Origin of the sequence: Scytonema sp. PRP1, assembly GCF_036697665.2 — a bacterium.
Classification (GTDB): domain Bacteria; phylum Cyanobacteriota; class Cyanobacteriia; order Cyanobacteriales; family Nostocaceae; genus Kalymmatonema; species Kalymmatonema gypsitolerans.
The window spans coordinates 1-25,321 of the sequence record NZ_JBAHYJ020000059.1; the positions used below are offsets into that span (position 1 = coordinate 1).

The 25,321-nt window shown below is 43.3% G+C and carries 33 protein-coding genes; 14 read left to right on the forward strand and 19 right to left on the reverse strand.

Translation table 11 applies throughout. The features are described from left to right. Both bchI and V5G28_RS11420 read left to right on the forward strand, forming a co-directional pair. Window positions 1-1,018 (forward strand): magnesium chelatase ATPase subunit I (bchI, locus tag V5G28_RS11415; protein ID WP_332997348.1); only part of this gene is annotated, 1,018 nt, incomplete at its 5' end. Between the two features lie 87 nt (window positions 1,019-1,105). Beyond that, entirely contained in the window at window positions 1,106-1,402 is a 297-nt protein-coding gene (locus tag V5G28_RS11420; RefSeq protein ID WP_096562445.1) for a hypothetical protein, read from the forward strand. Window positions 1,403-1,473: 71 nt separating this feature from the next. Here V5G28_RS11420 and V5G28_RS11425 read toward each other — a convergent pair whose 3' ends face one another. Together V5G28_RS11425 and V5G28_RS11430 are read right to left on the reverse strand one after the other, a co-directional pair. Next, window positions 1,474-2,559 carry a nucleotidyltransferase domain-containing protein gene (locus tag V5G28_RS11425; RefSeq protein ID WP_332997351.1) on the reverse strand — a complete coding sequence of 362 codons (1,086 nt, stop codon included), beginning with the start codon at window positions 2,557-2,559 and terminating at the stop codon, window positions 1,474-1,476. A 41-nt stretch (window positions 2,560-2,600) separates the two neighbouring features. Continuing rightward, a complete protein-coding gene (locus V5G28_RS11430; protein WP_332997353.1) occupies window positions 2,601-2,834 on the reverse strand; it encodes a hypothetical protein in 234 nt (77 codons plus the stop codon). A gap of 253 nt (window positions 2,835-3,087) precedes the next feature. On the opposite strand from V5G28_RS11430, the gene V5G28_RS11435 reads away from it, so the two are divergent. Continuing rightward, entirely contained in the window at window positions 3,088-3,276 is a 189-nt protein-coding gene (locus tag V5G28_RS11435; RefSeq protein ID WP_332997355.1) for a hypothetical protein, read from the forward strand. Between the two features lie 65 nt (window positions 3,277-3,341). Here V5G28_RS11435 and V5G28_RS11440 read toward each other — a convergent pair whose 3' ends face one another. The 3 genes from V5G28_RS11440 to V5G28_RS36655 form a co-directional block, all read right to left on the reverse strand. After that, window positions 3,342-3,794: a transposase gene (locus tag V5G28_RS11440; RefSeq protein WP_332997357.1), complete on the reverse strand. Its 453-nt coding sequence runs from the start codon at window positions 3,792-3,794 to the stop codon at window positions 3,342-3,344. Window positions 3,795-3,859: 65 nt separating this feature from the next. Next, entirely contained in the window at window positions 3,860-4,486 is a 627-nt protein-coding gene (locus V5G28_RS11445) for an RNA-guided endonuclease InsQ/TnpB family protein (protein ID WP_336230412.1), read from the reverse strand. Beyond that, complete coding sequence (locus V5G28_RS36655) at window positions 4,416-4,694, reverse strand: helix-turn-helix domain-containing protein (protein WP_442994248.1); 279 nt, start codon at window positions 4,692-4,694, stop codon at window positions 4,416-4,418. The genes V5G28_RS11445 and V5G28_RS36655 overlap by 71 nt, the downstream gene beginning before the upstream one ends. 62 nt (window positions 4,695-4,756) lie before the next feature. On the opposite strand from V5G28_RS36655, the gene V5G28_RS11450 reads away from it, so the two are divergent. The 3 genes from V5G28_RS11450 to rpmA all read left to right on the forward strand — a co-directional run bounded on the left by V5G28_RS11450 (window position 4,757) and on the right by rpmA (window position 5,963). Then, the gene (locus V5G28_RS11450; protein WP_332997361.1) at window positions 4,757-4,924 is read left to right on the forward strand and encodes a hypothetical protein; all 168 of its coding nucleotides are present in this window, start codon (window positions 4,757-4,759) and stop codon (window positions 4,922-4,924) included. A gap of 215 nt (window positions 4,925-5,139) precedes the next feature. Beyond that, complete coding sequence (rplU, locus tag V5G28_RS11455) at window positions 5,140-5,646, forward strand: 50S ribosomal protein L21 (RefSeq protein ID WP_096570608.1); 507 nt, start codon at window positions 5,140-5,142, stop codon at window positions 5,644-5,646. A 35-nt stretch (window positions 5,647-5,681) separates the two neighbouring features. Next, window positions 5,682-5,963 carry a 50S ribosomal protein L27 gene (gene rpmA, locus V5G28_RS11460; protein ID WP_332997363.1) on the forward strand — a complete coding sequence of 94 codons (282 nt, stop codon included), beginning with the start codon at window positions 5,682-5,684 and terminating at the stop codon, window positions 5,961-5,963. Window positions 5,964-6,217: 254 nt separating this feature from the next. Here the strand turns inward: rpmA and V5G28_RS11465 are convergent, their stop codons facing one another. After that, on the reverse strand, window positions 6,218-6,649 hold the full coding sequence (locus V5G28_RS11465) for a hypothetical protein (protein WP_096562442.1): 432 nt from the start codon (window positions 6,647-6,649) through the stop codon (window positions 6,218-6,220). 340 nt (window positions 6,650-6,989) lie between these two features. Here V5G28_RS11465 and cruF point away from each other — a divergent pair, with 340 nt between their 5' ends. Together cruF and cruG are read left to right on the forward strand one after the other, a co-directional pair. Continuing rightward, a complete protein-coding gene (cruF, locus tag V5G28_RS11470; protein ID WP_096562441.1) occupies window positions 6,990-7,898 on the forward strand; it encodes a gamma-carotene 1'-hydroxylase CruF in 909 nt (302 codons plus the stop codon). Window positions 7,899-7,929: 31 nt separating this feature from the next. After that, window positions 7,930-9,117, forward strand: coding sequence for a 2'-O-glycosyltransferase CruG (cruG, locus tag V5G28_RS11475; protein WP_332997684.1), 1,188 nt, complete (start codon window positions 7,930-7,932; stop codon window positions 9,115-9,117). A 115-nt stretch (window positions 9,118-9,232) separates the two neighbouring features. Here the strand turns inward: cruG and rnhA are convergent, their stop codons facing one another. The 6 genes from rnhA to V5G28_RS11505 all read right to left on the reverse strand — a co-directional run bounded on the left by rnhA (window position 9,233) and on the right by V5G28_RS11505 (window position 15,784). After that, on the reverse strand, window positions 9,233-10,138 hold the full coding sequence (rnhA, locus tag V5G28_RS11480; RefSeq protein ID WP_332997366.1) for a ribonuclease HI: 906 nt from the start codon (window positions 10,136-10,138) through the stop codon (window positions 9,233-9,235). A gap of 48 nt (window positions 10,139-10,186) precedes the next feature. Beyond that, window positions 10,187-10,900: a hypothetical protein gene (locus tag V5G28_RS11485; protein WP_336230414.1), complete on the reverse strand. Its 714-nt coding sequence runs from the start codon at window positions 10,898-10,900 to the stop codon at window positions 10,187-10,189. A gap of 464 nt (window positions 10,901-11,364) precedes the next feature. Then, window positions 11,365-11,592 (reverse strand): hypothetical protein, encoded by a 228-nt coding sequence (locus V5G28_RS11490; protein ID WP_336230416.1) that lies wholly within the window; start codon window positions 11,590-11,592, stop codon window positions 11,365-11,367. Window position 11,593: 1 nt separating this feature from the next. Continuing rightward, the gene (locus tag V5G28_RS11495; RefSeq protein WP_332997370.1) at window positions 11,594-11,980 is read right to left on the reverse strand and encodes a hypothetical protein; all 387 of its coding nucleotides are present in this window, start codon (window positions 11,978-11,980) and stop codon (window positions 11,594-11,596) included. Between the two features lie 274 nt (window positions 11,981-12,254). Beyond that, window positions 12,255-15,587, reverse strand: coding sequence for a CHAT domain-containing protein (locus tag V5G28_RS11500; RefSeq protein ID WP_332997372.1), 3,333 nt, complete (start codon window positions 15,585-15,587; stop codon window positions 12,255-12,257). A gap of 8 nt (window positions 15,588-15,595) precedes the next feature. Next, window positions 15,596-15,784, reverse strand: coding sequence for a hypothetical protein (locus V5G28_RS11505; protein ID WP_332997374.1), 189 nt, complete (start codon window positions 15,782-15,784; stop codon window positions 15,596-15,598). A gap of 210 nt (window positions 15,785-15,994) precedes the next feature. Here V5G28_RS11505 and V5G28_RS11510 point away from each other — a divergent pair, with 210 nt between their 5' ends. Both V5G28_RS11510 and V5G28_RS11515 read left to right on the forward strand, forming a co-directional pair. Next, on the forward strand, window positions 15,995-16,243 hold the full coding sequence (locus V5G28_RS11510) for a DUF433 domain-containing protein (protein WP_332997376.1): 249 nt from the start codon (window positions 15,995-15,997) through the stop codon (window positions 16,241-16,243). Continuing rightward, on the forward strand, window positions 16,244-16,597 hold the full coding sequence (locus tag V5G28_RS11515) for a DUF5615 family PIN-like protein (protein ID WP_332997378.1): 354 nt from the start codon (window positions 16,244-16,246) through the stop codon (window positions 16,595-16,597). A gap of 76 nt (window positions 16,598-16,673) precedes the next feature. Here V5G28_RS11515 and V5G28_RS11520 read toward each other — a convergent pair whose 3' ends face one another. The 6 genes from V5G28_RS11520 to V5G28_RS11545 all read right to left on the reverse strand — a co-directional run bounded on the left by V5G28_RS11520 (window position 16,674) and on the right by V5G28_RS11545 (window position 20,115). Further along, window positions 16,674-17,129: a protein tyrosine phosphatase family protein gene (locus V5G28_RS11520; protein WP_332997686.1), complete on the reverse strand. Its 456-nt coding sequence runs from the start codon at window positions 17,127-17,129 to the stop codon at window positions 16,674-16,676. 154 nt (window positions 17,130-17,283) lie between these two features. Beyond that, window positions 17,284-17,718, reverse strand: coding sequence for a GNAT family N-acetyltransferase (locus V5G28_RS11525; protein WP_332997380.1), 435 nt, complete (start codon window positions 17,716-17,718; stop codon window positions 17,284-17,286). 115 nt (window positions 17,719-17,833) lie between these two features. Further along, window positions 17,834-18,463, reverse strand: coding sequence for a class I SAM-dependent methyltransferase (locus V5G28_RS11530; protein ID WP_332997382.1), 630 nt, complete (start codon window positions 18,461-18,463; stop codon window positions 17,834-17,836). An 86-nt stretch (window positions 18,464-18,549) separates the two neighbouring features. Continuing rightward, window positions 18,550-19,191 (reverse strand): class I SAM-dependent methyltransferase, encoded by a 642-nt coding sequence (locus V5G28_RS11535; protein WP_332997384.1) that lies wholly within the window; start codon window positions 19,189-19,191, stop codon window positions 18,550-18,552. A gap of 138 nt (window positions 19,192-19,329) precedes the next feature. Continuing rightward, window positions 19,330-19,722 carry a VanZ family protein gene (locus V5G28_RS11540; protein WP_332997386.1) on the reverse strand — a complete coding sequence of 131 codons (393 nt, stop codon included), beginning with the start codon at window positions 19,720-19,722 and terminating at the stop codon, window positions 19,330-19,332. A 132-nt stretch (window positions 19,723-19,854) separates the two neighbouring features. Beyond that, entirely contained in the window at window positions 19,855-20,115 is a 261-nt protein-coding gene (locus V5G28_RS11545; RefSeq protein ID WP_096562432.1) for a hypothetical protein, read from the reverse strand. A gap of 212 nt (window positions 20,116-20,327) precedes the next feature. Here V5G28_RS11545 and V5G28_RS11550 point away from each other — a divergent pair, with 212 nt between their 5' ends. The 4 genes from V5G28_RS11550 (at window position 20,328) to trxA (ending at window position 22,315) form a co-directional block, all read left to right on the forward strand. Beyond that, window positions 20,328-20,591: a hypothetical protein gene (locus V5G28_RS11550; protein WP_332997388.1), complete on the forward strand. Its 264-nt coding sequence runs from the start codon at window positions 20,328-20,330 to the stop codon at window positions 20,589-20,591. Between the two features lie 190 nt (window positions 20,592-20,781). Next, window positions 20,782-21,156: a DUF4870 domain-containing protein gene (locus tag V5G28_RS11555; protein WP_332997390.1), complete on the forward strand. Its 375-nt coding sequence runs from the start codon at window positions 20,782-20,784 to the stop codon at window positions 21,154-21,156. Window positions 21,157-21,644: 488 nt separating this feature from the next. Further along, the gene (locus V5G28_RS11560; RefSeq protein ID WP_332997394.1) at window positions 21,645-21,812 is read left to right on the forward strand and encodes a hypothetical protein; all 168 of its coding nucleotides are present in this window, start codon (window positions 21,645-21,647) and stop codon (window positions 21,810-21,812) included. 167 nt (window positions 21,813-21,979) lie between these two features. Further along, window positions 21,980-22,315: a thioredoxin gene (gene trxA / locus V5G28_RS11565; RefSeq protein ID WP_332997396.1), complete on the forward strand. Its 336-nt coding sequence runs from the start codon at window positions 21,980-21,982 to the stop codon at window positions 22,313-22,315. Window positions 22,316-22,357: 42 nt separating this feature from the next. Here trxA and alaS read toward each other — a convergent pair whose 3' ends face one another. After that, a complete protein-coding gene (alaS, locus tag V5G28_RS11570) occupies window positions 22,358-24,997 on the reverse strand; it encodes an alanine--tRNA ligase (protein ID WP_332997398.1) in 2,640 nt (879 codons plus the stop codon). Between the last annotated feature and the right edge of the window lie 324 nt (window positions 24,998-25,321).

Here is a 25,321-nt window from a genome sequence, read left to right on the forward strand (position 1 = left end):
AAACGTGATTGACCCGAAAATTGGCGGTGTGATGATTATGGGCGATCGCGGTACCGGAAAATCCACGACTATCCGGGCGCTGGCTGATTTGCTCCCAGAAATCCCCGTCGTTGCTAATGACGCCTTCAATAGCGACCCCAGCGATCCCGACTTGATGAGCGATGAAGCCCGCCAACAGCTAGAGCAAGGGGCGGATATTCCCGTAGTTCAGAAAAAAGTCCAAATGGTAGATTTGCCACTGGGAGCGACAGAAGACCGAGTTTGCGGCACAATTGACATCGAAAAAGCTTTATCAGAAGGTGTCAAAGCCTTTGAACCGGGACTACTGGCAAAAGCCAACCGGGGTATCCTTTATGTGGATGAAGTTAACTTGCTAGATGACCACTTAGTAGACGTGCTTCTCGACTCCGCCGCAAGTGGTTGGAACACGGTAGAAAGGGAAGGTATTTCTATCCGTCACCCAGCGCGTTTTGTTCTCGTGGGTTCTGGTAACCCAGAAGAAGGAGAACTGCGCCCCCAACTATTAGATAGATTTGGAATGCACGCGGAAATCCATACAGTTAAGGAACCAGCTTTGCGCGTGCAAATCGTTGAGCAAAGGTCAGAATTCGACCAAAATCCGCCAACATTTCTGGAAAGCTACAAACAAGAGCAGGAAGCACTACAACAGAAAATTGTCAACGCTCAAAAGTTGTTACCTTCTGTGACAATTGATTACGACTTGCGAGTCAAAATTTCCGAAGTTTGCTCTGAACTTGATGTGGATGGCTTGCGGGGAGACATTGTAAGTAACCGCGCCGCCAAAGCTTTAACTGCATTTGAAGGGCGTACCGAAGTCACACTTGATGACATCCGCCGTGTGATTACTTTATGTCTGCGTCACAGATTGCGCAAAGACCCCTTAGAGTCAATTGATTCTGGATATAAAGTAGAAAAAGTTTTTAGCCGCGTCTTTGGTGTAGAACTACCAGAAGAGACAACACAAAAAAATGGTACAGGACAAAAGGTTAGGAGTTAGAAGTTAAGAATAAAAAATGAAGAATGAAGAGAAAAGAAATTCTTTTATCTTCTTTCTTCTTTATTTTTCAGCACTTAGCAGTTAATTATGAGATTTTGGCACTTTTGGTTCAACAGTTTTGTTTTATCCAGCCAATACAACCCGCCTCGGTTTGTAGAGATGCTGATGGTACTGCTAGCAATTGCAATGCTGATTGTTTGGAATTTTACGCTAGAGATAGCTTTTATGATACTTGGCTGGAGCTTTGTCGTTGGAGCATCTATTTCTATCTTGGTACGAGAAGCCATTGCTCCCTCACCTGATATCCGAGTTAACCAATTAGCAGCAGTCTTCTTTCTCAGCATCAGTCTTTATGGTTTTGTCTATGTATTTCAAACTCTCTAACAAATTAAAATATAGAAGATAGAAGATAGAATAATTTCTTCACTCTTCTGTCTTTACTCTTCTCTCTTTGCTTACCATCCTTGCATTTCCACCAGTTCGATACAGAATTCATTGATGTGTTCTAAATTAGGTTTGTCAGGTAAGGAGGAGTCTTCGTACACCTTTTCCATTTCAGCAACTAACTCCTCTGCCATTTTCATCACCTGTTCATAAGAATAATCGCCCTTGAGGATAGCTTTCAAATCTTCTGCGTCACCTGCGATCGTTCTATCTACAATCACTTCTCCTGTTCGCAATATTTCTAGTCCACTGCGTAATAACCTAACGCAGTGCATCCCATGCTTCAGGTCAAAACCTGATTTTCTCTCCATTTCTGCCCTAGCTGGGTTTCTATTTTCCTGCCATGATAAGTATGCTTTCCATTCTCTTAAAGCTATTTGATATGTTTGGCTTTTTTTAAGTAGGCGAATAAAATCTTTACGACTATTTGTTAGTTTTTGCGTGTATTCTAAAGTTTCATCAGGTAAAGAATACTGTTTAAGCACACCCTTAAAATCTATATCCGCTGTTAGCAGCTTATATAATTGCTCTGCTTCTTCTAAAAACTCAATTTTTCCTCTAATTAAGTGATAAAGATATTCTAGAAAAGCATTGAGTTCATCTTTTGTAAGTGGTGCTTCTTCTATATCAAAATCAGATGGAATTGGTTTCTTTTGCGGTGGATTCAACAACCACTTACGATGAGTTTCCATTTTTTTGATTTGGGCAAAGGCATAACCAGAGTAAGTATGCTTTACCTTCTTGCTAAAAAATATTTGTCTATGCTTAATTAAGTGCTGTCCTACTGGGGTTAAAACAGGATATTCATTCAACCATAGCAATTCTAAAACATTAGGATTTGCCCCAGACAATAACTGAATAATCTTTTTTAATTCGTATATCACTGTGTCTTTGTTTCCATCTAGAAACGGAAACATCCCTGGTTCATCCCAGCCATCATCTTTTTGTTCAATATGGTCAAATCCCAAGTAATACCTTTTGGGTGCGATAAATACCCCTCGATAGTCATAGTCTGAATCCGGTCTATTTAACCCATAGCCATGGCTACCTGCTAACCCAATCAAAATCGTTCTTTGTTCAACTTCAATTCTTTTCATTTCACAAAACGGCTCCGAAGTCTTACTTTAACAGTTACCAGTTACCAGTTATCAGTGAGCCAGCGCTGCAGGAGGATCTCCCTCCGTAGGCGACTGCGTTCGCCCTTGGCGTGCCGTTCGGCGATAGCCGTGGCGTTAGCCATAGGCATACCCGAAGGGTTATCAGTTTCATAATTGGGGGTAACACCACACTCCTGTGCACCGTTCGTCAAGAGACGTGCCGTAGGCATAAGCGTTGGTGTCAGTACAACCACACCAGCCCGAGAAAGCGTCACTGCGGCTGGTACTGTTCACTGCTTTAAGTATTCGCCCTATCTTGATATTTTCAGCGATGTTATACGAACTTCATTTCTCATATCTAAGTATAAATAACTATATTGTTCACGTAAACTAATATTTCATAATGCAAACTTTTTCATAAAAACATCTAATTTCTATGCATTTCTCAAGAAAATGTTGAGATACTTATTAGAGGATAAAACGAATTTTTAACTAACAAAGATTTCTATTTAATTTTAAGAGCTAGTTATGACAACTTTAAAATCCTGTGTTTCAGCTTGTCGGTACTGTCGATATTACACCCCAGAAGGTCAGCGTGGTGGTACGTGCCGATTGTTCAATGTATCAGTGAAATCTGGATGGAAGGCTTGCTCTTTATCTGTGCCATCTTTTGCACCTGCTTGCGAACATTTAGTTGGCACTCCTAGCTTTAGATAAAAACACTCAAAGTCTAAAAGTGTTGTTCGAGAACTCTTGTGCAACACAAAACTTACACAAAACGCTCAAATCATATAACTCGAACACTTTGAAGTTTGCTTCCTGCTTCTACCAGGGGAGTCGGCTCCTAACCTGTCCACAGGCGTTAATTCCGCGCTTGCCCTCCGGGTATGCCTGCGGCACGGCTTTGCCGAACGCAGTCGCTTCAAGCCGGGGAACCCGTCCAACGCGCTGCTCACCGCACGTATTTTTTGTAAAGGGGCATTATTTAAATTAATCGCCGCATTTAAATCACGGCATTGAATGTGTCCACATCCAGCCCCACACGCATAAATCCTTTCTGACAAAGGCATTGGTTGCACGTTTGTGCAGTTAGAACACGTCTTGGAACTTGCAAACCACCTATCAACTATCTCTACTTTAGTGCCGTAAAACGCTTGCTTGTAAGTTAGCATCCGACGAAACTCGTATAGTCCCAAAGAAGAGATAGCTTCCGAGAGCTTGTGATTTGCTATCATTCCAGAAATGTTAAGATCTTCTATCCGAATCCTTACGTATTTTCGACTAATGTCGGTTGTCGTTTTTATTGAAGAAAATCTTTGCGGATATTAGCAATATGAGCGTGAGTTTTTGCTATTTGACCGAAATAGCGTTTAGCTCTGTTGGATGTCAGTACACCTTTGCAACGGTTTCCTAATTGTTTGTTACGGTTGCGCCATTGTTGTTTGTTTAGCTTGGTTTTCGCTTTCTTCAAACTAGTGGGCGCTTCTATCGTTGAACCAAGAGACAAAGTCGCAAACGTTTTTACTCCTAGATCTATCCCAACTGATTCAACTTCATGAATCAAGGGAGGAACTTTTTCAACATCTAGAACAAAACAGACAAACCACTTATCAGCAGTTCTAGAAACAGTAAAAGATTGACTAGAACACAAAAAAGGGATTGGTTGTTTAAGCCTGAACTCGCCCAAGCCTGGTATCGTGATTCGCTTTCCTGGATGCAAAACTTGACGATTTGTGAAAGGCAGCATTGGTTGTCCCTTTGCTGGATAGACACCTGCTTTTTTAAGCACAGTGAAACTATTGCCTTTCTTTTTGTTCTTCATCTGAGGAAACCCAGCCTCTCCTTTACGCCACTTATCAACTGCTTTCGCGCTTATTTCGTAGCGCATTGGAGTAGATGGCTGAAGGATACTGCTGCACCCATCCATACTCTGGATTTGTTTTTACATAGTTTGTAAAAATCTTTTCGATAGCTACTAAACGCTTAGAGTCTCCCGCTTTTATCCCTTCAAACTCCCAAGAGTTAGTAAGCAAAGAAAGTCCAAAATTGTAGACAAACCTAGCAAATCCTGCACATCCCGCTAGCCTAGTCTTTTCTTTATTATTAAGTTTTAATTCTAGCTTTAAGGAGTACATTTGCAGAGGTGACTTTATGATAATTTGCTCTAGTATACTAGAAAGCGAGTCAAATAGAAAAAATGACTATAAAGTTTAAACCTCAAGGAGATAAAGCTTTGGACAAGATCCCTTTTCAGGTCAAGGTAAGACCTGGTTTAAGGGAAAGAATAAAAGCGATACCTGGATGGCAGTCGCTTTTAAGAGAAAAACTGGAACAATGGGTAGAAGAGTGGGAGCGAAATATGTAGAAATAATTGAATTGTTAAATGATTTGGCTACTTAGTAACACGTCTGGTGAAGGGTTGATCCTGTTTTACTTTGACAAAAACTTAGTCCTTAGGGTATATTTATAGATCGTGTGTCTAATTCCTGCTCGGATCAGGTAAAGACAATGCAAAAGCTGGAAAGCTTTGTCAAGAGCATACGATCCAGCTACCTGTACGGCAACCTCAAGGACAATTCCATGACCTACGCAATTATTGAAACTGGCGGCAAACAATTACGAGTCGAACCAGGTCGCTTTTATGATATTGAACTGCTTTCTGTCGAACCGGACGAGAAAGTTACCATAGAAGCAGTATTGTTAGTGCAGCATAACGGCGAAGTCACCATAGGACAGCCGCATGTGGCAGGGGCAAAGGTAGAAGGAACGGTGTTGCGGCATCTTAGAGGTCGCAAAGTCCTGGTGTATAAAATGAAACCGAAAAAGAAAACCCGCAAAAAGCGGGGTCATCGCCAGGAAATCACCAGATTGTTGATTAACTCAATTAGCGTTGATGGTTCAGTTCTTGCCTCAGAAGACAGCGCAATCACTCTCACACCAGATGCTGAGGTGACAGAACCAGTTGCCACTGGTGCCGAGAATAATGAAACTCAACAGACTATCGATGTTACTGCCGAATCAGTTGCAACAACTGAAACTCAAGAGGCTGCTGACAACCCACCTGCTGTAGAAACTGCTACTGAATAATAGATAAAAGAAGTAGAAATACAAGAGGAACGATTATGGCTCATAAGAAAGGAACAGGTAGTACCCGTAACGGTCGTGACTCTAATGCTCAGCGCTTGGGAGTCAAGCGTTATGGCGGACAGGTTGTCAGAGCAGGAAACATTCTGGTGCGTCAACGGGGCACCAAGGTTCATCCAGGTACGAACGTAGGTCGGGGCAACGATGACACGCTGTTTGCTCTGGTTGATGGAGTCGTTACCTTTGAACGCCAAGGTAAGAACCGTAAAAAAGTTAGTGTTTACCCAGTAGCTGCGGCAACTGAGGCTGTTGTAAGTTAGTAAAAAGTCTATAGTCAAGAGTCGAAAACAACTATTAACTCTTGACTATAGACTCTGACCAAGAAAGAACTCACCAATTCAACAGACAGAATTCAGCATGAATTCTTTGCAAGTGGGTAGAGAGTTCTTTTTCACTTGCCACCGAATTTCTTTGTAGGCGCATGAATGATTTGATACTGGCTTAGCCGGATTTATCCGTGGTGTCATTCTGACTTCTGAGTTCCTAGCTGCGGTTTCTGAATTTTGAGTTCTCCTCAAATAAGCTTATGGATGAGCGCACCTAGGGCTAACCCAGTCAAGGAAAAGATAGATAAAAAGCAAAAGGATTGCCCCTCAGTGAAGCCGGCGGTTTGAAAATCTATCTTTCCCAAGACAGCCGCAGCAATAATTACCAAGGTATCAAGAAATACTCGGAAGTGGGCTATCATCAAAAAGAATAAGAAAGCCGCTAAAACAGTAATACTAAAAGATTTGAGGTTTGATTTGAATAAGACAAAAGAATAGTCTGTCAGCGTTCTCCAAGAAATGGTTAAGCCTGCCAGGAGAACCAAGATAGGAATTACAACCAGCAGCCATATAAACCAAGGAGCAGGAGCATATGTTTTGGATATCACCCAGCCTAAGGTAGTGTAAGTCAGCAGTAGTAATACTAGGGAAACAAAGGGAAGTCTTTTCAACATTGACATGGGTTCTTCCCATTATAAGGACAGGCTATCATTCCAAAACTATCTAAAGGATAAGAAAACATAAGGATATTGCTCTGTAAGAAAGGATGAATCTGTTGCCTACACTATAACCCATCAAAAGAAAGCCAATGAAAGTTGATAGATCTTGGCTTGAATGACTTAGACTATAAATTTAATATCATATTTTTTCTACCTTCAATCAAGAGGCTGTTATGCTCTCCCAATAAAAGCAAAGCAAGTTTGCCAAGAATTCCGGCACAAATTGTTAAATATTTTCTTAAACATTTGTAAACTGTTAGCAGCTAAGTAGCCGCGTGTCATGTCTTGTTAAGGAATTATCATGAGACAACTTGTTATAGCTGAGCGTGTAAGCCTGATTGGTCATATTTTGGCAAAGGCTTTTGGGCTGATAGGCATTCTATTGGTCATACCCAATGCCGAAATAATTTTGAACTCAGGAGGCGTTGGACAAACAGCCATGCAGTTGAGTTTAGCTGATGGCGGTGTGGTAGATATTATTTTGGGGACAATAGCTGTCTCCATTTATGCATACCGGATATTGGGATGGCGCACTTGGCTAGGGTTTATGCTGCCAGCTATGTCAATATCGGTGGGCAGTGAATTACTAGGAACCAGCACTGGGTTTCCCTTTGGAGACTACACTTACTTGAGTGGTTTGGGATATAAGATTGCGGGGCTTGTGCCATTTACAATTCCCTTATCCTGGTTTTATGTGGGCTTGTCTTCTTACCTGATTGCTCGTGCCGGTCTGGGTGTGGCTCAAAATCCCAGTTTAGCGCGTCACGTAGGTGCCATAGCCTTGGGCGCAATGCTGTTCACCTGCTGGGACTTTGCATTGGAACCAGCTATGAGTCAAACAAATCTCCCCTTTTGGTATTGGGAAAATCCAGGAGCATTCTTTGGAACACCCTACCAAAATTATGCAGGTTGGTTTGGCACTAGCGCTCTGTTCATGACTGTAGCAGCCTTGTTATGGAAAAACACACCAATTAAAGTCGAGCGATCGCAACTCTGGGTACCCTTAATCGTTTATCTCAGCAATTTTTTCTTCGCTGCTGGACTCAGCTTAGCTGCTGGATTTGCTATCCCAGTTTCGTTGGGCTTTGTGATTGGCGTAGTTCCTGCTGTGGTACTTTGGTGGAGATCAAAAGCTGCATATGCTCATGTTGCTGTTGCACCAACAACCACTGAAGTTTCTGTAGCGAACGTCAAAGTTGCCGTTAAATAGAGCATTGATTTCCATCGCCAGGTATTTTGCTGTGCTAGACGTGTGGACGATAGCAAGTGCTATCTCACTCTTATTACTACTGATTCAACTACCAGCGACAGCAATTCTGCTGTCGCGCCTTGTCAAAGGACCTAGCCGCCTTCCTCCCATTGCACCCAAAAATCCCACACCAGAACTTTTGGGTGCTGTCAGCGTTGTCATTCCCACCCTGAATGAGGCTCTTCGTATTAGTCCCCTGCTAGATGCGATAAGTCGGCAAAGCTACGAAGTCCGGGAAATTATCGTTGTAGATAGCAAGTCTGGTGATGGCACACCTGACTTGGTAAAAGCGGCACAGCAAAAAGACCCTCGCTTTCGCCTGATGACAGATGATCCCTTACCCACTGGTTGGGTAGGGCGTCCTTGGGCGTTGCATTACGGCTTTTTGCAGACCTCGGAGGGAAGTGAGTGGTTTCTCGGTATGGATGCTGATACACAACCATCACCAGGTTTGGTTGCTGGTTTGGTGAAGACAGCAGAAGAGCAAGGCTATGACTTGGTTTCCCTCTCACCCCGGTTCATTCTCAAATATCCAGGAGAGTGCCTGCTACAACCAGCATTGCTGATGACTCTGCTTTATCGATTTGACCCTGCTGGTGTCAATACAGACCAGCCAGAACGGGTGATGGCAAATGGGCAATGCTTTTTATGTCGTCGCTCTGTTCTAGCGGCTGTCGGTGGATATACGAGTGCAAGTGGTTCTTTTTGTGATGATGTTACCTTAGCACGGAATATAGCCGCCTCTGGGTTTAAAGTCGGCTTCTTAGATGGGGCAAAAGTGCTGAAGGTGCGGATGTATGAGGGAGCAATGGAAACTTGGCAACAATGGGGGCGCAGCCTTGACCTGAAAGACGCTTCCTCCCGCGCTCAAATTTGGGGGGATTTATGGCTACTTTCAGCAGTTCAAGGTCTACCCCTCATAGTTGTCCTGAGTTACCTTAGTCTTTCCCGGACTGTCTCGTTGTCCCCCTCTCCTCCCCTCCTTCTTTTGGGGCTGAATCTATTTCTACTGGTGATTCGTTTTGCAATGCTTTTTGCGATCGCACCTTCCTACGATTGCACTCAAGCAAACGGTGGCTGGTTGTTTTGGCTATCACCTCTAGCTGATCCAGTAGCGGTGCTGCGGATTTTCTTATCTGCATTCCGCACCCCAACAGAGTGGCGAGGGCGAAAATACTGAAGATGGAAGATAGAAGAAAGAACTCAGAACTCAGTTGTCAGAACTCAGAAGAATGAGTGAAACTAAGAGACTTCCGAATTTTACATTGTGAATATTCTGTGTTCTGCGTTCTTCTTCACTCTTCATTTTCAACTTGGTCGCCGCGTTCCAGTTCCCAAAGAATTTGGTTGCCTTCGCGTCGCACTCGTGATACAATCCAGTTCCGCCAACGCCACTCGTCTCCACGACTCGTGACAGCGCTGGCGTGGACATCCATCAAGTCTGCGAGTTCGGAACTGGTGATAAGGTAGCCTTTTTCAGCAATTTCGTCAGCAATACGTAAGGTTTCAACTAAGTTGCGGAGTTGCGTTACCCTGATTTCTCGAGGTAATTCCTCGCTGACTGAGGCAGTAGGGTGGGTATGTGGTTCCATGTTGGTTATATCTGTTGCCAGAGTACTGATTTCTTGTGTCTTTTTGTTAATTATTGTAGAGTTTGTACCAAAATCAGATCCTCTTGATACATTTACCTCGCTTTTTTGCTCAAAGACTTGGTGAAAATTAGAGAAGTTTTGTTGTTGCAGGGATAGGGTTTTGCCATTGGCGAAGGCGCGGGCGATCGCATCACAGCGTTCGTTACCAACATTACCTGCATGACCACGGACATACTCCCACTTTACCCGTGGGTGATTAAGTTCATCCAAGGTTTCCAACAAATCTTGGTTAAGAACGGGATTTCCATCTGCCTTTTTCCAGCCTTTCTTTTTCCAGCCTTTAACCCATTTGGTAACGCAGTTGATCAGGTATTCGCTGTCAGTGTAGAGAGGGATGGATTCAGTTTGTCCGGAGTCTTTTAAAAACTGGAGGGCGGCGATCGCAGCTTGCATCTCCATCTTATTGTTGGTGGTTCGGGTGGATGCACCGCCCATTTCGTGGATGGAACCATCATCGAAATAGACGACTACGCCCCAACCGCCAGGACCGGGGTTACCAGTGCAAGCGCCATCTGTGTATATACTTTTGATTGTAGGAATTGAAGACATAGTAAGAACTTTAAACCGCTCCTGAGCCAAGGACGCCAAGAAAGGCATTTAGCGGCGAAAAATGCGAAGGACAATTAAGGTTAGCATAATTGCGATTACACCTATGCCTAAACTCCACAAGAAAGCTTGGGTACGGTAAAAGAGAGTTACATCAGAATTAGGTTTATCTTGGGTCAGGATGACGGCTGAGGCTATTTGACTGGTTGCTAGTCCGACACCTGCGATGGCGATGGTGTTGTTGAGAGTGCGATCGCTTTTGGTTTGCTCTAGGTCAATAATACCTTGGACAGTGCTGTTGAGATTTTGCAGTAAGGTTAATCCAGGGTTAAGATTTGCATAATCTGCTTCTACTTGTCGCTGGTATTTTTTGGCGTAAATTTCGCTCTCGCTAAAGATTTTCAGAAATTCTAAGTCGCTACCTGTATATTTTTTCTGCATTTCAGCTAAACGAGATTTATAATTATCTAGGTTTAATTGAATGGTGCGGCTTTGATTTTCTAGATAGTTTAAGGCGATAGTATAATCAGACAAGTTAATTAAGTTAGCCGACAATGTTTCTTGTAGCTTACTGAGTTTCAGGCTGTTAGTTTGCAATAGCCTTGGTAACTCACTAGCTTGCTTGATTGATGGTTGTATTTCCACATATTCTTTTTTAAGAAGTGTTTTTTGATAGCGGCTTTGATAGTACGACCAAACAACTTTATGCCGGTATTGCCATAAGCGTATAAATTCGTAATAGGCACTTTGCACCCGCTTTCTCATTTCATCGGGTGAAATATTATCGGGAAATAACCATATTAAAACATGATGACTTTCTTGTCTAAACTTTTCCCAAAACTCTTTCCCATTGACACCTAAATTTTGGGGACAATACCACAGTTCAAAAATTGTTCCTGCTTCTAACTTCCCCTTACCAATAAAATCTCGTTTCCAGTCGTAATTAGTGACAATTTGAGTGTAGCACTTCTGGGCAATCTCTTCAATTTCTGCATCATTTTTTTGACTCGTCAGCTTGCCCCAAAGTAACCAGGTTTGTCCTATTGTGCCTGTTTGCCCAGAAATGTGTTGGGTAATTTCTTGTTTGAGTTTCAGGAATGGTTCATCTTTGATATTTTGTGGTTCATCGTTATATTGACTGTTCGCATCTAGTTTACCTGAGTCATTAACCTGGAGGGCATAACTATCGCCTATTTGCAGAGGATAGTAGTAACCATCAAGCGGTGATTTTAATTTCCTAATTTGGGTATCGAGTAACTCGATAACATCAACGTCTGTATTTTGATATTTCTGGAATTGTGCATACTTTTCCTGAAACCTTTTTCGCCTAAATCACTGTAGATTTTTTGACAGAAAAGACGGCAGTTTTGGTCAATTTTTGACTGCTCTTGTCCTAAGCCATCCTTCAAGTCATAAAGGAATAAATCTATACTGGGATAAATAATTTCCTCTGACATTTTATTTACTCCCAGGGATAAACTGCCATAGCCGTTTCAAAAGGTTTGGTTTTGCTTTCGCAGCAGTAACAGAATCATCAGCATTAAAAGTATCAATAACTGAGTTAGTGAGTTCTTTATTCGATTCTTTTGGCAGAGGGAGTGGTGGCAAACCTTTATTGCGCTGACCAGCTTCTTTTTTCAATGTTGTCAGTTCTTTTTGGTATGCTTCATCTAAAGGTGGATAACTTTCAGCAATAATATCCAGGTTGCCAATATTGGTTGGATCGGCTTTTAAGTCTTGGGCGATCGCATGAAGCTGCTTTTGGATATCCGCAGGCAAAGATTGATTCAGCTTGGCTAGGGCATTTTGGAATGCTGTAACAGAAATTATATCGTTAGGTTGCATAAGAATTCGTGATTAGTTATTAGTTATTGTCTCGTTCCCACGCAGAGCGTAGGAACGCAGTTGGGAAGGCTCTGCCTCCTCGTTCCCAGAGGCGAAGCCTCTAGAAATGCATTCCCAGCCTGAGGCTGGGAACGAGGGACGAGGGTAGCTATTAATTATTGTCTCGTTCCTACGCTCTGCGTGGGAACGCAGTTGCAAAGGCTCTGCCTGCTCGTTCCCAGAGGCAAAGCCTCTAGAAATGCATTCCCAGCCTGAGGCTGGGAACGAGGAAGCCTCAAGTTGGGAACGAGGCACGAGGGAAGCAACCAGTGATTGTAAAAGCTGCCCAATAATAGGGATCGTCAAAATGCTTCTGTTTCTTATCCGCAAGTTCCATGTGACGGAATTCCCATAACTTATTTTTGACGTGAGGACGGAGGGGTTTTTCATCTCGCGGTAGCTTCTTAAAGATGACTTTATACAATCTCTCCAGTTTATAATCTGTGAGATTGCGAAACCATTTTTTGGCTTTTGCTAACGCAATGGCTGGTGATTTGCCTTTCTTGAGTTGCCAGTAAAAGTACATGATGAGCAAACTACTCGCATCATCATTCACAGTCCATAAAGTACTAAGAACGTTGGTCACACCTTGGTAAACAAAGGCACTGACTAAACCAACATATTGATTTTCTATCGTTTGGTTGCCAGTTAAGGCAGTTTCGCAAGCAGCAAGGGTGACAAGCCGATAACCTCTAAAATCTATATTGCAAATTTCTTCCACCGTGAGTTTATCTTCACCGCTAAGGGCAAGCGCAGATTGTTTGGGATGCTGGAAATCATAACTGCCATGTCCGGTAAAGTGAAAGATATTGTATTGAGCAGCAAGGGCTTCTTTGACAGCGATTTTGGTAGCTTGTTCGTCAGAAATCCGCTTGTTGTTGGGATGGTTGAAAAGCTGGTTAATAGCAGCGGATTCGATTTCGGCATGAGGTAGTATATCAAAGCCTGCGCTGTCGGGATGTTCCACACTCAGCAGTTGGTGTACTTCTCCGTTGCTTGTTGACGAAATCTGCTGTAAAAATATGCCGACTTGGGCGCTGGGTAGATAAGTGGTGGTGAAATGATCAGGAAACAGCGCATGAAGGGGGAAGCGGTGCAAGTCGCGGTGGGGAAGCAAGATGAGATTTTGGATGAATTCGTTGTTAATTTCGGTCAGTATAGCTGAGATATTGAGGATATCACTAAGCTGCTTGAGCATTTGAGGCAAGTTGTCACGCCAGTTGTTTTGTTGTTCAACTTGCTTATCATTGCTTTTGTGGTAATCCTCATATTGTTGATTCCATTGTTTCACCCAGCTTTCAAATTCCTGTAAAAACGAGGGAGTAGAAATGACGCTCGGTTGAGGTACGTTGTGTTTGATAATGAAAGTGCTGAGAGCAAAAGGGCTGAGATGCCAATAGACAACAGCAGTTGTGGGATTTGTCAGCTGTTGCATCTCAGCATAGCTGGGACTGAGGATATCTTGCTTCTGGGCATCGAGAATCCAGGTGAGGTAGGAATTTTTATTTCTCTCAGCAGCTTCTAATGCCAAGACGAATTCACCGTCTTCTACTAAAACATCAACCCGCATCTGCGAGAAGCTGATAAATTGAACCGCCAATTGTCGTTTCTGGTAAGAAGATTTTTTGGAATTCAACAATTCCCCAAATACTTCTAACCCATCTCGTTGCCATTGCTTTGCCTCATTGTCTTGCCCCAACCCAAACAATAGGGGAATCAGATTTTGCAGTACCATTAGATGCAACTCAGAAAAAGCTTCTTTTGTAAGAGTGATTAGGGCTTGGCGATACTCAGCTACAGCTTTGTGACAGTATTCAAGGTAATTTGATTTTCCCTCCCCTCGAAAATAGTATGCATCGCCTATTGCCCGATGCAACAAACCCCAATCTTTTGGGTGGCTGTCTTGCTGGCAATACTTCAAACCTTCCTCAAGGCTTGCCAATTGTCCCTCAAAGCCACGCTGGTTAAGATTAGGATTCTGTTTAGCAATGGTACTCACAGAAGCCAGCAGGAGATCGCAACTCACTGATTGTTGTGCTGCATTGCCTCGGTTGTACCAAGCTTCGTAGAAGTCGGGTTTGATTTCTAGGGCTTTGTCGTAAGATGCGATTTCTTCTTCATGTCGCCCTAAATAAAACAGTGCGAAAGCCCGGTTGCCCCAAGCTTGGTGTAAGTCTGGTTTGATTTCTATGGCTTTGTCGCTGGAGGCAATCGCGTCATTATATTGCCCTAAGCGAGCCAGTGCAATGCCTCGGTTCACCCAAGCATTGTAGTAGTCAGGTTTAATTTCTATGGCTTTGTCGTAGGATGCGATTTCTTCTTCATGTCGCCCTAAGTTATTCAGCGCCACGCCCCGGTTGTACCAAGCTTCATGGTCGTCGGGTGCGATTTCTACGGCTTTGTCTAAAGATGCGATCGCTTCCTCATATTGCTCTAAGTTAATCAGATCCAAACCCCGTTTGAACCAAACTTCGTAGTGGTCTGGTTTAATTTCTATGGCTTTGTCATAAGATGTGATCGCATCTTCAATTCGCCCTAAGTTATCCAGCGCCACGCCCCGATTGTACCAAGCTTCATGGAAATCGGGTTTGATTTCTATGGCTTTGTCGCTGGAGGCAATTGCGTCATGATGTTGCCCTAAGTTATCCAGCACAAAACCCCTGTTTAACCAAGCTTCGTGGAAATCGGGTTTGATTTCTATGGCTTTGTCGTAGGAGGCAATCGCTTCATGATATCGCCCTAACTTATCCAGCACCACGCCCCGCTTTAACCAAGTATCGTAGTCGTCTGGTTTGATTTCTATGGCTTTGTCGCAGCAGGCAATCGCGTCATGATGTTGCCCTAAGTTATACAGCACAAAACCCCTGTTTAACAAAGCTTCGTGGAAATCGGGTTTGATTTCTATGGCTTTGTCGCAGGAGGTAATCGCTTCCTCATATCGTCGTAACTTAGCCAGCGGATTAACACGGTTGTTCCAAGCTTCATGCAAGTCGGGTTTGATTTCTATGGCTTTGTCGAAGGAGGCGATCGCTTCCTCATATCGCCCTATGGCACCCAGTGCTAAACCACGGTTATTCCAAGCTTCGTGGTAGTTACGTTCGATTTCTATGGCTTTGTCGAAAGATGTGATCGCTTCCTCATATCGCCCTAGATTATCCAACACCGCACCTCTGTTGCTCCAAACTCTGTGGTCATTTGCATTGAAAGTAAGAGCTTTATCCAAACAATTAAGTACTGCTGTGTAGTTGCCTATCTCATAATATTGAATTGCCAGCTTAGAGTATTCGTTTGCTAAATATGCACTGTTATTTAGCCTTTCTTGAACAATAGGCGTTGTAACTTCGCCATTTTGCCCCTCATCCTCCCTGACTGGTTCGCCTTGGTTGCGCCTCAACAACCGCATCCCAATATCACGCGCCACATCTCCCACTTCCCCAACGCCCAACTCACCCAACTGCACCATCCGCGCTGCTAACTCATCATTCGGTGCGCTTGATGCTAACAATCTTTCCCCAAAGCGCCGCAACCATTTCACCAAACCTGCCTGAGTGATATTCTTTGCATCCAAGAAACCCTTTACCTGTCCCGACTCCAGCCCTCATTCACTCCTGTCAACAGTTCGAGGAACAACGCTTCATACTCCGCATCTGTCGGCTGTTTGGGTGGTTCTACCCTCCTCTGTCCCCCCGTCTGAGGAGATGCATGCTTGCTGCCAAATAAGCGCTGAAAAAACTTTTTGAGCCACTGCCAAAATCGCCTGAGCATCGAAGAAACATTGTATCGCTTTTATCGTGTATTATAGCGATTTCACTTAAAAGGCAGTAAGATGCGATTGCGCGCAGCGCAGTGCCAGAGGCAATCGCACAAAGTACCCCCATAAAGGCGATCGCCCTTCACCACACAAGCAAAAAGTGCGATCATTAAGCAGCGATTGCCTATGATGGTTTTAACTGCCCCAATTTCAAGGTTGAAGCTATGACAGACCAAGAACTACTGAGCCGTATCACCGTTAACCCGAAAGTAATGATAGGTAAACCAGTGATTAGGGGAACACGCCTAACTGTTGAGTATATTCTGAATCTCCTTGCACATGGTGCAACAATAACAGAAATTCTCGAAGAGTATGAAGGCTTAGTCGAAGAAGACATCCGAGCTTGTCTTTTATTTGCGAAGCGATCGCTAGAAAGTACTAGCTTCATGCCACTTGCTGCGGAGTTCGCATAAATGCGCTTCTTGGTGGACGAAAGCACTGGTGTCGTTGTAGCACGCTGGCTACGAGAGCAAGGTTACGAAGTGTTTTCGGTATATGAGGAAGCGCGTGGAATGGATGATGACGATATCATCCACAAGGCTTTTGCAGAGAACTGGATTTTAATCACCAACGACAAGGACTTTGGAGAAAAGGTCTACCGAGAACAGCGTTCCCACAGAGGTATTATTCTTCTACGTCTTGAAAATGAAAGAGCCACTAACAAAATCGAGACTTTGCGACGGTTGATGGAAATGTATTCTGAACAACTATTTGACCACTTTATCGTAGTAACTGAAACACAAATTCGCTTTTCAAGGTCACAGTAAGTAACAACACGCAGTCTCACCAGAGTGGCTATCGTGTCATTAAGCTCTGAAGTTTAGCTTCGTCAAATGCAATGCTTCAACGATAATTTTCAATAACCTGGTTCATAAATTTCTGCCAGTTTTCATTGGGTACCCAAATTTTCTGTAAGTCTTTCTTTGCTTCTTCTTCACCAATGTGTTCATGAATGTGGCGATAAAGATATATGAAAGCTGAAACTCTCATGTTAGCAGCACAGTGGACAAACACTTTTTTGTCAGTGTTTGCTTCCATGACACTAAAAAATTCATTCACATTTTCAATAGTGGGTTTTTCCCAAACTACTGGAATGTGGACGTACTCCATACCTTCAGCTTCCACAATTTGTTTTTCATCAGGTAAAGCGTTGGTAGATTCTGGTAGTGCCAAATTTACAACGAGTTGATATCCTGATTGCTGAATTGCTGAAAACTGTTCTTTTGTCGGTTGTCCGGAAGTGGCAATTGAATCTGATATTTTTAGGTAGTTGTAGATGTCTTCAATATTATTACCCATGATATTTATACGCAGGATATTGTTTACATATAGTTTGATAAAACCAGAGAGATTTTGAATTATGTTATTGAACATATTCATCATGTCTGCAGCGGGTACATTATTAGCAAAGTCTTTGCTATCCTTGGGGGTAAAATGCTCCTATTAGTTCTCATTACTGGTGTGTGCCAGCATAAAATTGGTGGTTTCTGTACATCAACCGTATTTCACCTACGTTAGCTGAGAAGTCCCAACGTTCATAAAAAGGAATCATTTCTGGTAGACAATAAAGAGCAATTTGCTCAACAGAGGAAAGTTTGGGATGATTGATAACTGTGTCTATTAGCTTAGCACCAAGACCCATTTTTCTATGTGTTGGTTTAACGATAACATCATAAATAGTTGCCCTATACACAAAGTCGGTGAGAACACGAGTAAAACCAATTAATTGTTCGTTCTCATCTACCAATCCTACGATAATGTCTGACGCTGCAAGCATCTTAACAACGTCTTCATGAGTACGTTTGTAGCTCCAAAATTCACTTTTGTACAATTCCAGTAAATCAGAAATCTGGTTTTCGGTCAGATTGGCAATAATTTCAAAAGTCATAATTGCACCTGGTATTTATTCATTTTTTAGCGCTAGTTAGTTTCTAGCTGCGCTAAAGCGCAACTACAAACCCATAAACAATTGCAAATGGTATGCAAGTTGAAAATGCAACAGCTTATTCTGGCTTCACCCCAATCAGCAGTGCAAGTTCTAGCCATTTCCAGTAACAGTCTACGTCGATAAAACCAATATCTCGCAGCCAACGCAGCTGTGTTTCCACATCCAGAAGCTTATTTGATGGGTCGTCTTCCTCAAGAGTCCTACCGATCGCATGTAAAAAACGTTCGTGCAGCTTTGGAGTGGGTGAGGCGACGTGTTCCAGATTGCAAAAAATTCCGCCTGGTTCTAGCAGATGAAAAATTTCTCTGTACAGGGAATGTTTGCGTTCGTGGGTGAGATGATGGATAGCAAAACTGGAGACAACCGCATCAAACAAACCCAACTCAGGTAGTGGTACATCTAAGTTATGTGTAATAACTTGCACCGTAGAATCATCGGCAAAGCGAGTTCTTACAGCCTCCAGCATGGTTGGTGAAAAGTCAACAGCAACGCTTTGGACGTGGGGACGTTCTATTTTGAGTAGTGCTAGCAAACGACCGTCTCCAGTTCCCAAATCGAGAATGCGTTTCACTGTCTTGGGGACGTGTTCTAGCAGTACTGCTTCGCCCTCGGTGCGATGAGGTATTTGATCCGCTTTTGCAAGATAGCGTAATGCGTGTTCTGCGGAAGTCCAGAGGTTAACCATAATATTTTGTGATGATTTTTGAAATCTCTCGCAAAGGCGCAAAGACGCAAAAACTATTTTAGCGTCAAGCGCGTCTTTGCACGAAATTATCTTATCGCCACACCGATAATTTGAGGGCTAACAATCGGCACTGGTACTTTAAAATGCTCGTAATTCACACTCTTGAACCCAGCATTTTCTAACGCAATCCAAGTTTCCCGATCCGGATGGCAACCATCAGCAAGCACTTTCCAAATTGGGCGAATTGTACTTTGTACCTGTCGCAATAAAGTTCCCTGTGGTGCAGCAACGTGTTCAATAAATAAAAAGCTTCCACCGGGTTTAAGAATTCGTAAAACTTCTTGTAATGTAGCAGCTAAATTCGGCACGGAACACAAAACTAAAGTACTAACCACGGTATCCATGCTGTTATCTTCAGCGTCTATCTCTTGAGCTGTGCTAGTACGGAGGTCGATGTTGTTGAAACCTAGCTTTTGGGCTTCTTTTTTGAGATAGGAATGCATGAATGGGTTTGGCTCAATTCCTATCAAGTTGATGTCTTTAGGATAGTACGGTAGGTTCGGACCAGTTCCTGGACCAATTTCTAAAACATTACCATGTAGGTTGGCGAAGAGAGAACGTTTGCGATCGCTAATAAATTTATCGTATACGTCGTCACCTTGAGCCATCAACCAGGCAAATAGACGCTTCCCACAGTTGGCGCAAACACAAGGCTGGTTTACGGTCATTTTCCACGTTCCCTAATTTTTCAGTTGCTCTCACACTAAAGTTAGCAATGAAGTCAGCCAGTTGACTCACCTGATTGGGTGATTTTGATTAACAAACCGCAGAGGATACAGAGTAAGAGAAAAAGAGATAATTGGTTTTTAAGTTTGATTTTTTGAGGATTTGTTAATGTTAGTTTTTTCTGCCAAAAATGTAAATAATACTATACCGCAAAAATCAGCGGCTGAGTCAAGTTTATCAAAACCCGCACGCCATATAAATATCTCAATGAACTCGTCTAGAAAACTAAAAAATAGAACTATGATTGGTGCTATTGGCAGAAAAATTTGAAAAATCTTAATTTTATATTTTTTCATTGATAAATGACCTATGTAAGCAAGAAAACCTATGAAAATAAAATGGAAAATTGTATCTATAGGCTGATTTTTTGTGATTTTAGACGGAATAATATTCACAGAGATGGCAAGAGATATAGCAGCTAGAATTCCCAAGTAGAACCAAAGTGCAAAAAACCAAAAGCGATGAGATGGCATGGCAATTATTATAAAATTCCTATAACTCATTCAAGATAAAAAAGAGCGTTCCGCAAACGGAACGCTCTTATTTGGAAAAATTTATACTAATTTCATAAATTGGGATACACAATACCCGCCATTGTAAAACTATCATGCATGAAGATTGGCTTGTTCTTGCAACCACGGCTCAACAGGTTGTCCATCTTTGCGACGCAACTCAATTTCAACAACCATAACTGATTTTGAACCAGGAGGTGCGGGTTTTTGATGGAAAAGAATGTCGTAATCTGCGGGATTTTTATTGCGTTCTTTCAACCAATCCTGCACTTTGATGGTGGCGAAAAATGATTGCCCTTGCTCAAACATTTGGGTAATCTGCATTTGAAGTGAGAAGGGATTTAAACGACCCATTGTATACCGCCTTTGTTAAGTAATTTCAAGTTAGGGGTTCACCTTACTTTATGTTATCTCTGCTGCCACCTTTAACAGATGTCTCCATTTAGATGTAAAAAAGCAGATGAGTTGGTAGTTATTGGTATTGTTGGGTTTCACTATCGTTAGCTCAACCTACAACATTTGCGATCGCCGTTCGCGGAGCATGCGCTTTACGCTCAGGCGAGCCTTTGCTATCACGAACGCGAGTGCGTGTCCGTACCTCCTCCGGAGGAGCTTGCGCTAACGGCGTTCGCCCTTGGCGTGTCGCGCAGCGTGTCCGTGCCTCCTCCGGAGGAGCTAACGCTAACGGCGAAGCCGTGCCGCAGGCTCAGGACTCAGCGGGACAAAAGTGCGATTGCACAGAGTACCGACCTCCGTGCGATCACCAAAGGCGATCGCTCCCCGCCATCGCACCCCGCAGTGACGTTGAAGCAATAAGCACCGCTTGTTAGCTGTAAACTTTTCTTCTACTGTGGGGGTTCGGTAAACCTCATAACGTATAGTTGATGAGTCGCACTCAAAGTTAATCTGCACTCAAGGAGAACCCTGAAAGCTTTCTAAGTACGGTAACCTGCAATGCTAAATCTATTAGCTGACCGTTAAAATTGAAGCAAGAAAGCGAATTGAGGAGCCACCACCAAGATGCAAGTTACATACGATTCAGATAAGCGCAAATTGCTATCATCTCTGTGTCATGGGGCTATTTTCTTTAGTACAGCATTATTTTCGATTGGGGTTCCAATTGTAATTAACCTAGTTTCCGACGACCCAGTTGTTAAAAGCAACGCCAAAGAATCAATTAATTTTCACTTCAATGTTTGGTTCTGGGCAATCTTAATTGGAGTTCCAATTGGGATTTTATCTTTTCTCACCTTTGGTCTTGGCGGAATTTTGTTCTTCCCCGTTGTTGCTTTTGGCTTTGCACTGCACTGGGGACTGACAATTTGGGCGCTGTTGCACTGTTTCACCAAGCCTGATGAACCGTTCCGTTATCCATTTATTTTTCGAGTTTTCTAATCATACCTACTCAAAATAAAATTAGTTTTTGGAAAAGGGATTGAGACAAGCATCCCTTTTTTATTTTATTATGCGATCGCGAAGCGGGCGCTCTGCGCCATCGCGCCTTGCGCGGCTCCCTTTGGGATCATCGCCTGCGGCGGGGACTCCGTGCCATCGCACTTCATGAGAGGTTAGGTGGAGCAACAGTATAACTCAAAAATTGATGAGTTAATGTTGGCAGTATCATCTGGTTGAATGAGTGATGAGGTGTAATAGCCTTGGATAATTATGTTTTTCTCTTAAATGATGCTGACTGAGTAACTGATTAAGGGAACTAGATTTTTATGTGCGAAAATCTTCTAGATTATCGATTTGAAAAATTCTTATTGTATCTATGAATGACAAAGTATATACTTTGCCTTGTATTACGATATCTATTGCACCATAATTGTAACAATCAAGTTAAAATAGCAAGTTAAAATAGCAAGTTAAAATAGTCAATAAAAATGATTAAGCCTAAAAAAATGTATCGCGGACACGTAATAGAAAAAGTTGGTCACGGTAAAAGGGCGGTATTTCAAACAACTATTAACGAAAAAGAATGGTCTAGCATGACTGAATTAGAGGTAAAAACAGCAATTGATGTTTGGATTGATGAAGGAATAGAGCCGTAGTTATGGTGCAGATATTTATCGCAGCGCTAGCGAAAATATGAGTTGTGGGAGCATACTTGCGACTTGTGAACTATGGTTTTGTTGCAAAGTGGGCAATTGCTCGTACTATAGAGTTTATAGAGTCCCCTTGTTACGAAAACTTTAGTTTGATATTAAGGAATCAAGAAATGTCTACTGAAACTGAAATAGTTGCTTACATTCAAGAAAGCGAATTTGATGCTCTTTTAAGTGAACAGAAAGTTGTTATTGTTGACTTTACTGCTACTTGGTGTGGTCCTTGTCGCTTGATTAGTCCATTAATGGATAAGCTCGCCCAGGAATACAAAGGTCGCGCCAAAGTTGTTAAGGTAGACGTGGATAACAACAAGCCGATGTTCAAAAAATTTGGACTTCGCAGCATTCCAGCGGTTTTAATTTTCTTCGATGGTTCCTTAGTAGAAACAATTGTAGGAGTTTCTTCTTATGAGCAGTTTAGCAGCGCTGTTGATAAACATATAAATTAATTTTCCAGGCAGGCAAGATGCCTGCCCCACAAGAAAATACAATTAACCCAATGCTGACTTCAACTCACTGCGGGCTTGTTCCAACGCCTCTGGTAATTTACTCGCATCGCGTCCGCCTGCTTGTGCAAGGTTTGGGCGTCCACCACCGCCACCACCGCATATTTTGGCGATCGCACCAATAAACTTCCCAGCTTGCAAGCCTTTTTTGTTCACCTCAGGACTGAAAGCAGCAACTAGGCTGACTTTTCCTTCTTCTGGAACGGAACCCAGGACGATCGCACCATTACCGACTTTTTGCAGCAAGCGTTCGGCTACGGTTTTTAAGGACTCTGGATCAACGTCTTCCATCTTGGCGATGAGAATTTTATAATCGCCGACAGATTCGACTGTTTGTAGCAAGCTATCAGATTTGGCGATCGCTAGCTGTGATTTGAGTGTTTCCAATTCCTTCTGGCTGGTTTTGAGTTCGTTTTGCAGAGTGGTGATTCTGTCTGGTAGTTCTTCAGGTTTTACCTTAAAGCGATCGCTCAAATCCTTCACAACCTTATCACGGACATTCAGGTAATCTAAGATAGCAGGACCAGAAACAGCTTCGATTCGCCGCACTCCCGACGCTACCCCAGCTTCCGAGACAATTTTGAAAACGCCTATCTCCGCAGTATTACTGACATGCGTTCCTCCGCACAGTTCCATTGATACACCAGAAAAGTCAATTACGCGCACTTCTTCGCCGTACTTTTCACCGAACATGGCAACAGCACCTCTGGCTTTTGCTTCTGCTAAAGGTAAAATTTCCACTTTGGCAGAATGTGCTTCGCCAATCCAAATGTTCACCAATTCCTCAACTTGCTGCACTTCTTCTGGTGTCAGAGGACGCGGACAGTTGAAGTCAAACCGCAACCTGTCGAAGGATACGAGGGAACCTGCTTGGGATATCCCTTCATCAACAACTTTCTTCAACGCTGCTTGCAATAGGTGAGTTGCGGTGTGGTTGGCTTGGGCGCGGCGACGATTAGCTGGATCAATTTGTGCGCTTACAGCATCTCCTACTCGGATTGTACCGCGTTCGATGCGTCCGAAGTGAACGAAGAAATCAGATTCTTTCTTCACATCGTGAATTGTCACGAGAACGCCATCGCCGGATATATAACCGCGATCGCCAATTTGTCCTCCCGACTCTGCATAAAATGGGGTTTGGTCGAGGACAATTTGTACTTCTGTTCCTGCTTCTGCTTCTTCTTGGGAAACGCCGCCTACCAACACCACCTCGACTTTGGATGTCGCTAGAGATTGGGTGTAACCCAAGAATTCTGTGGCGTGGATGTGTTCCGCCAGCTTGTCGAGAGAACCTTGCACGGTTAAATCGATGGTTTTGTGTGCTTCCTTGGCGCGTTCTACTTGCTTTTGCATTTCTGCATCGAAACCCGCCTCATCAACGGTGAGGTTGTTTTCAGCAGCAATTTCTTGAGTGAGTTCCAGGGGGAAACCGTAGGTATCGTACAAAGTAAAGGCACTTTCACCGCTAATTTGGGTTTCGCCTTTGCCTTGCACCTCAGCAATGATTTCCTCAAGCAGTTTTTCGCCGCGTTCCAAAGTTCTCAGAAACTGAGACTCTTCGCGTTGCAGTTCTGCTTTGATGGCGTTTTCGCGTTGCCGCACGTTAGGGTATGCTGATTCTGAAAGAGCGATCGCACTCTCAGCAACTTGGGTGGTAAATTCTCCTTGAATTCCAATTAATCGCCCGTGACGCACAACGCGACGAATCAGGCGACGCAGCACATAACCTCGTCCCACATTGGAAGCGCGGATTTCATCGGCTATCATATGGACGACGGCACGAATATGATCGCCAATCACTTTTAAGGAGACTTTGGTTTTCTCATCAGCCGATTCGTAGTTTATCCCAGCAATATCCGCTGCTTTTTTAAGAATGGGGAAAACTAAATCAGTTTCGTAGTTGTTGGGAACTCCTTGGAGGATTTGCGCCATCCTTTCCAAACCCATCCCAGTGTCGATGTTCTTGTTAGCCAGTGGTGTTAAATTCCCTTGAGCATCCTGGTTGTATTGCATGAAGACGAGGTTGTAAACCTCGATAAATCGGCTGTCGTCTTCTAAATCAATATTCTCATCGCCGCGTTCGGGGTGAAAGTCGTAGTGTATTTCTGAACACGGACCACAAGGACCAGTAGGACCAGAATTCCAAAAGTTGTCTTCCCTCAAACGTTTAATTCTAGCTTCCGGGACGCCGATTTTATCACGCCAGATTTCAAAAGCTTCGTCGTCTTCCTCAAAGACGCTGACAACAAGATGTTCTGGCGGTAAACCAAAGACTTTTGTTGTCAACTCCCAACCCCAAGCTATGGCTTGTTCTTTAAAATAGTCCCCAAAGCTGAAGTTCCCCAACATTTCAAAGAACGTGTGATGCCGTTTGGTGCGTCCGACGTTTTCGATATCATTGGTGCGGATGCATTTTTGGGAAGTGGTAGCACGCTTGAATTCTGGTGTCCGCTGTCCCAGGAAAATGGGTTTAAATGGTAGCATCCCCGCGATCGTCAGCAGTACGGTTGGGTCTTCTGGAACAAGGGAAGCACTCGGGAGAATTTGGTGTCCCCGTTGGGCGTAGAAGTCAAGGAATAAGGCGCGAATTTCGTTACCGCCGAGGTACTGGGGATGATGAGACATGAGTATTTACAAAATTAGTTTCAATAACTAAGGATTCGGGATTGGGAAAAGACCTAGTACATGACGGCGGAAATAAAGCTACCCTTCGGGTTCAGCAGTCGCCTGCGGAGGGAAACCCTACCAAGAGCGCTGCTTCACCATTACAAATCAGCTTTCATTGTTACGGTATAAGTCTTTTGACTTTTGGCTTTTGACTTTTGACTTCCGCCCTGCGGTACTAGTCCCCAGTCCCTAGTCCCCATTTTTGCATTTTGTTTCTGTTTGCGACCACCAAGCGTTGCTAAGGTCGTAGCTTGTGTACCTATTATGTTGTGCCACACTCAC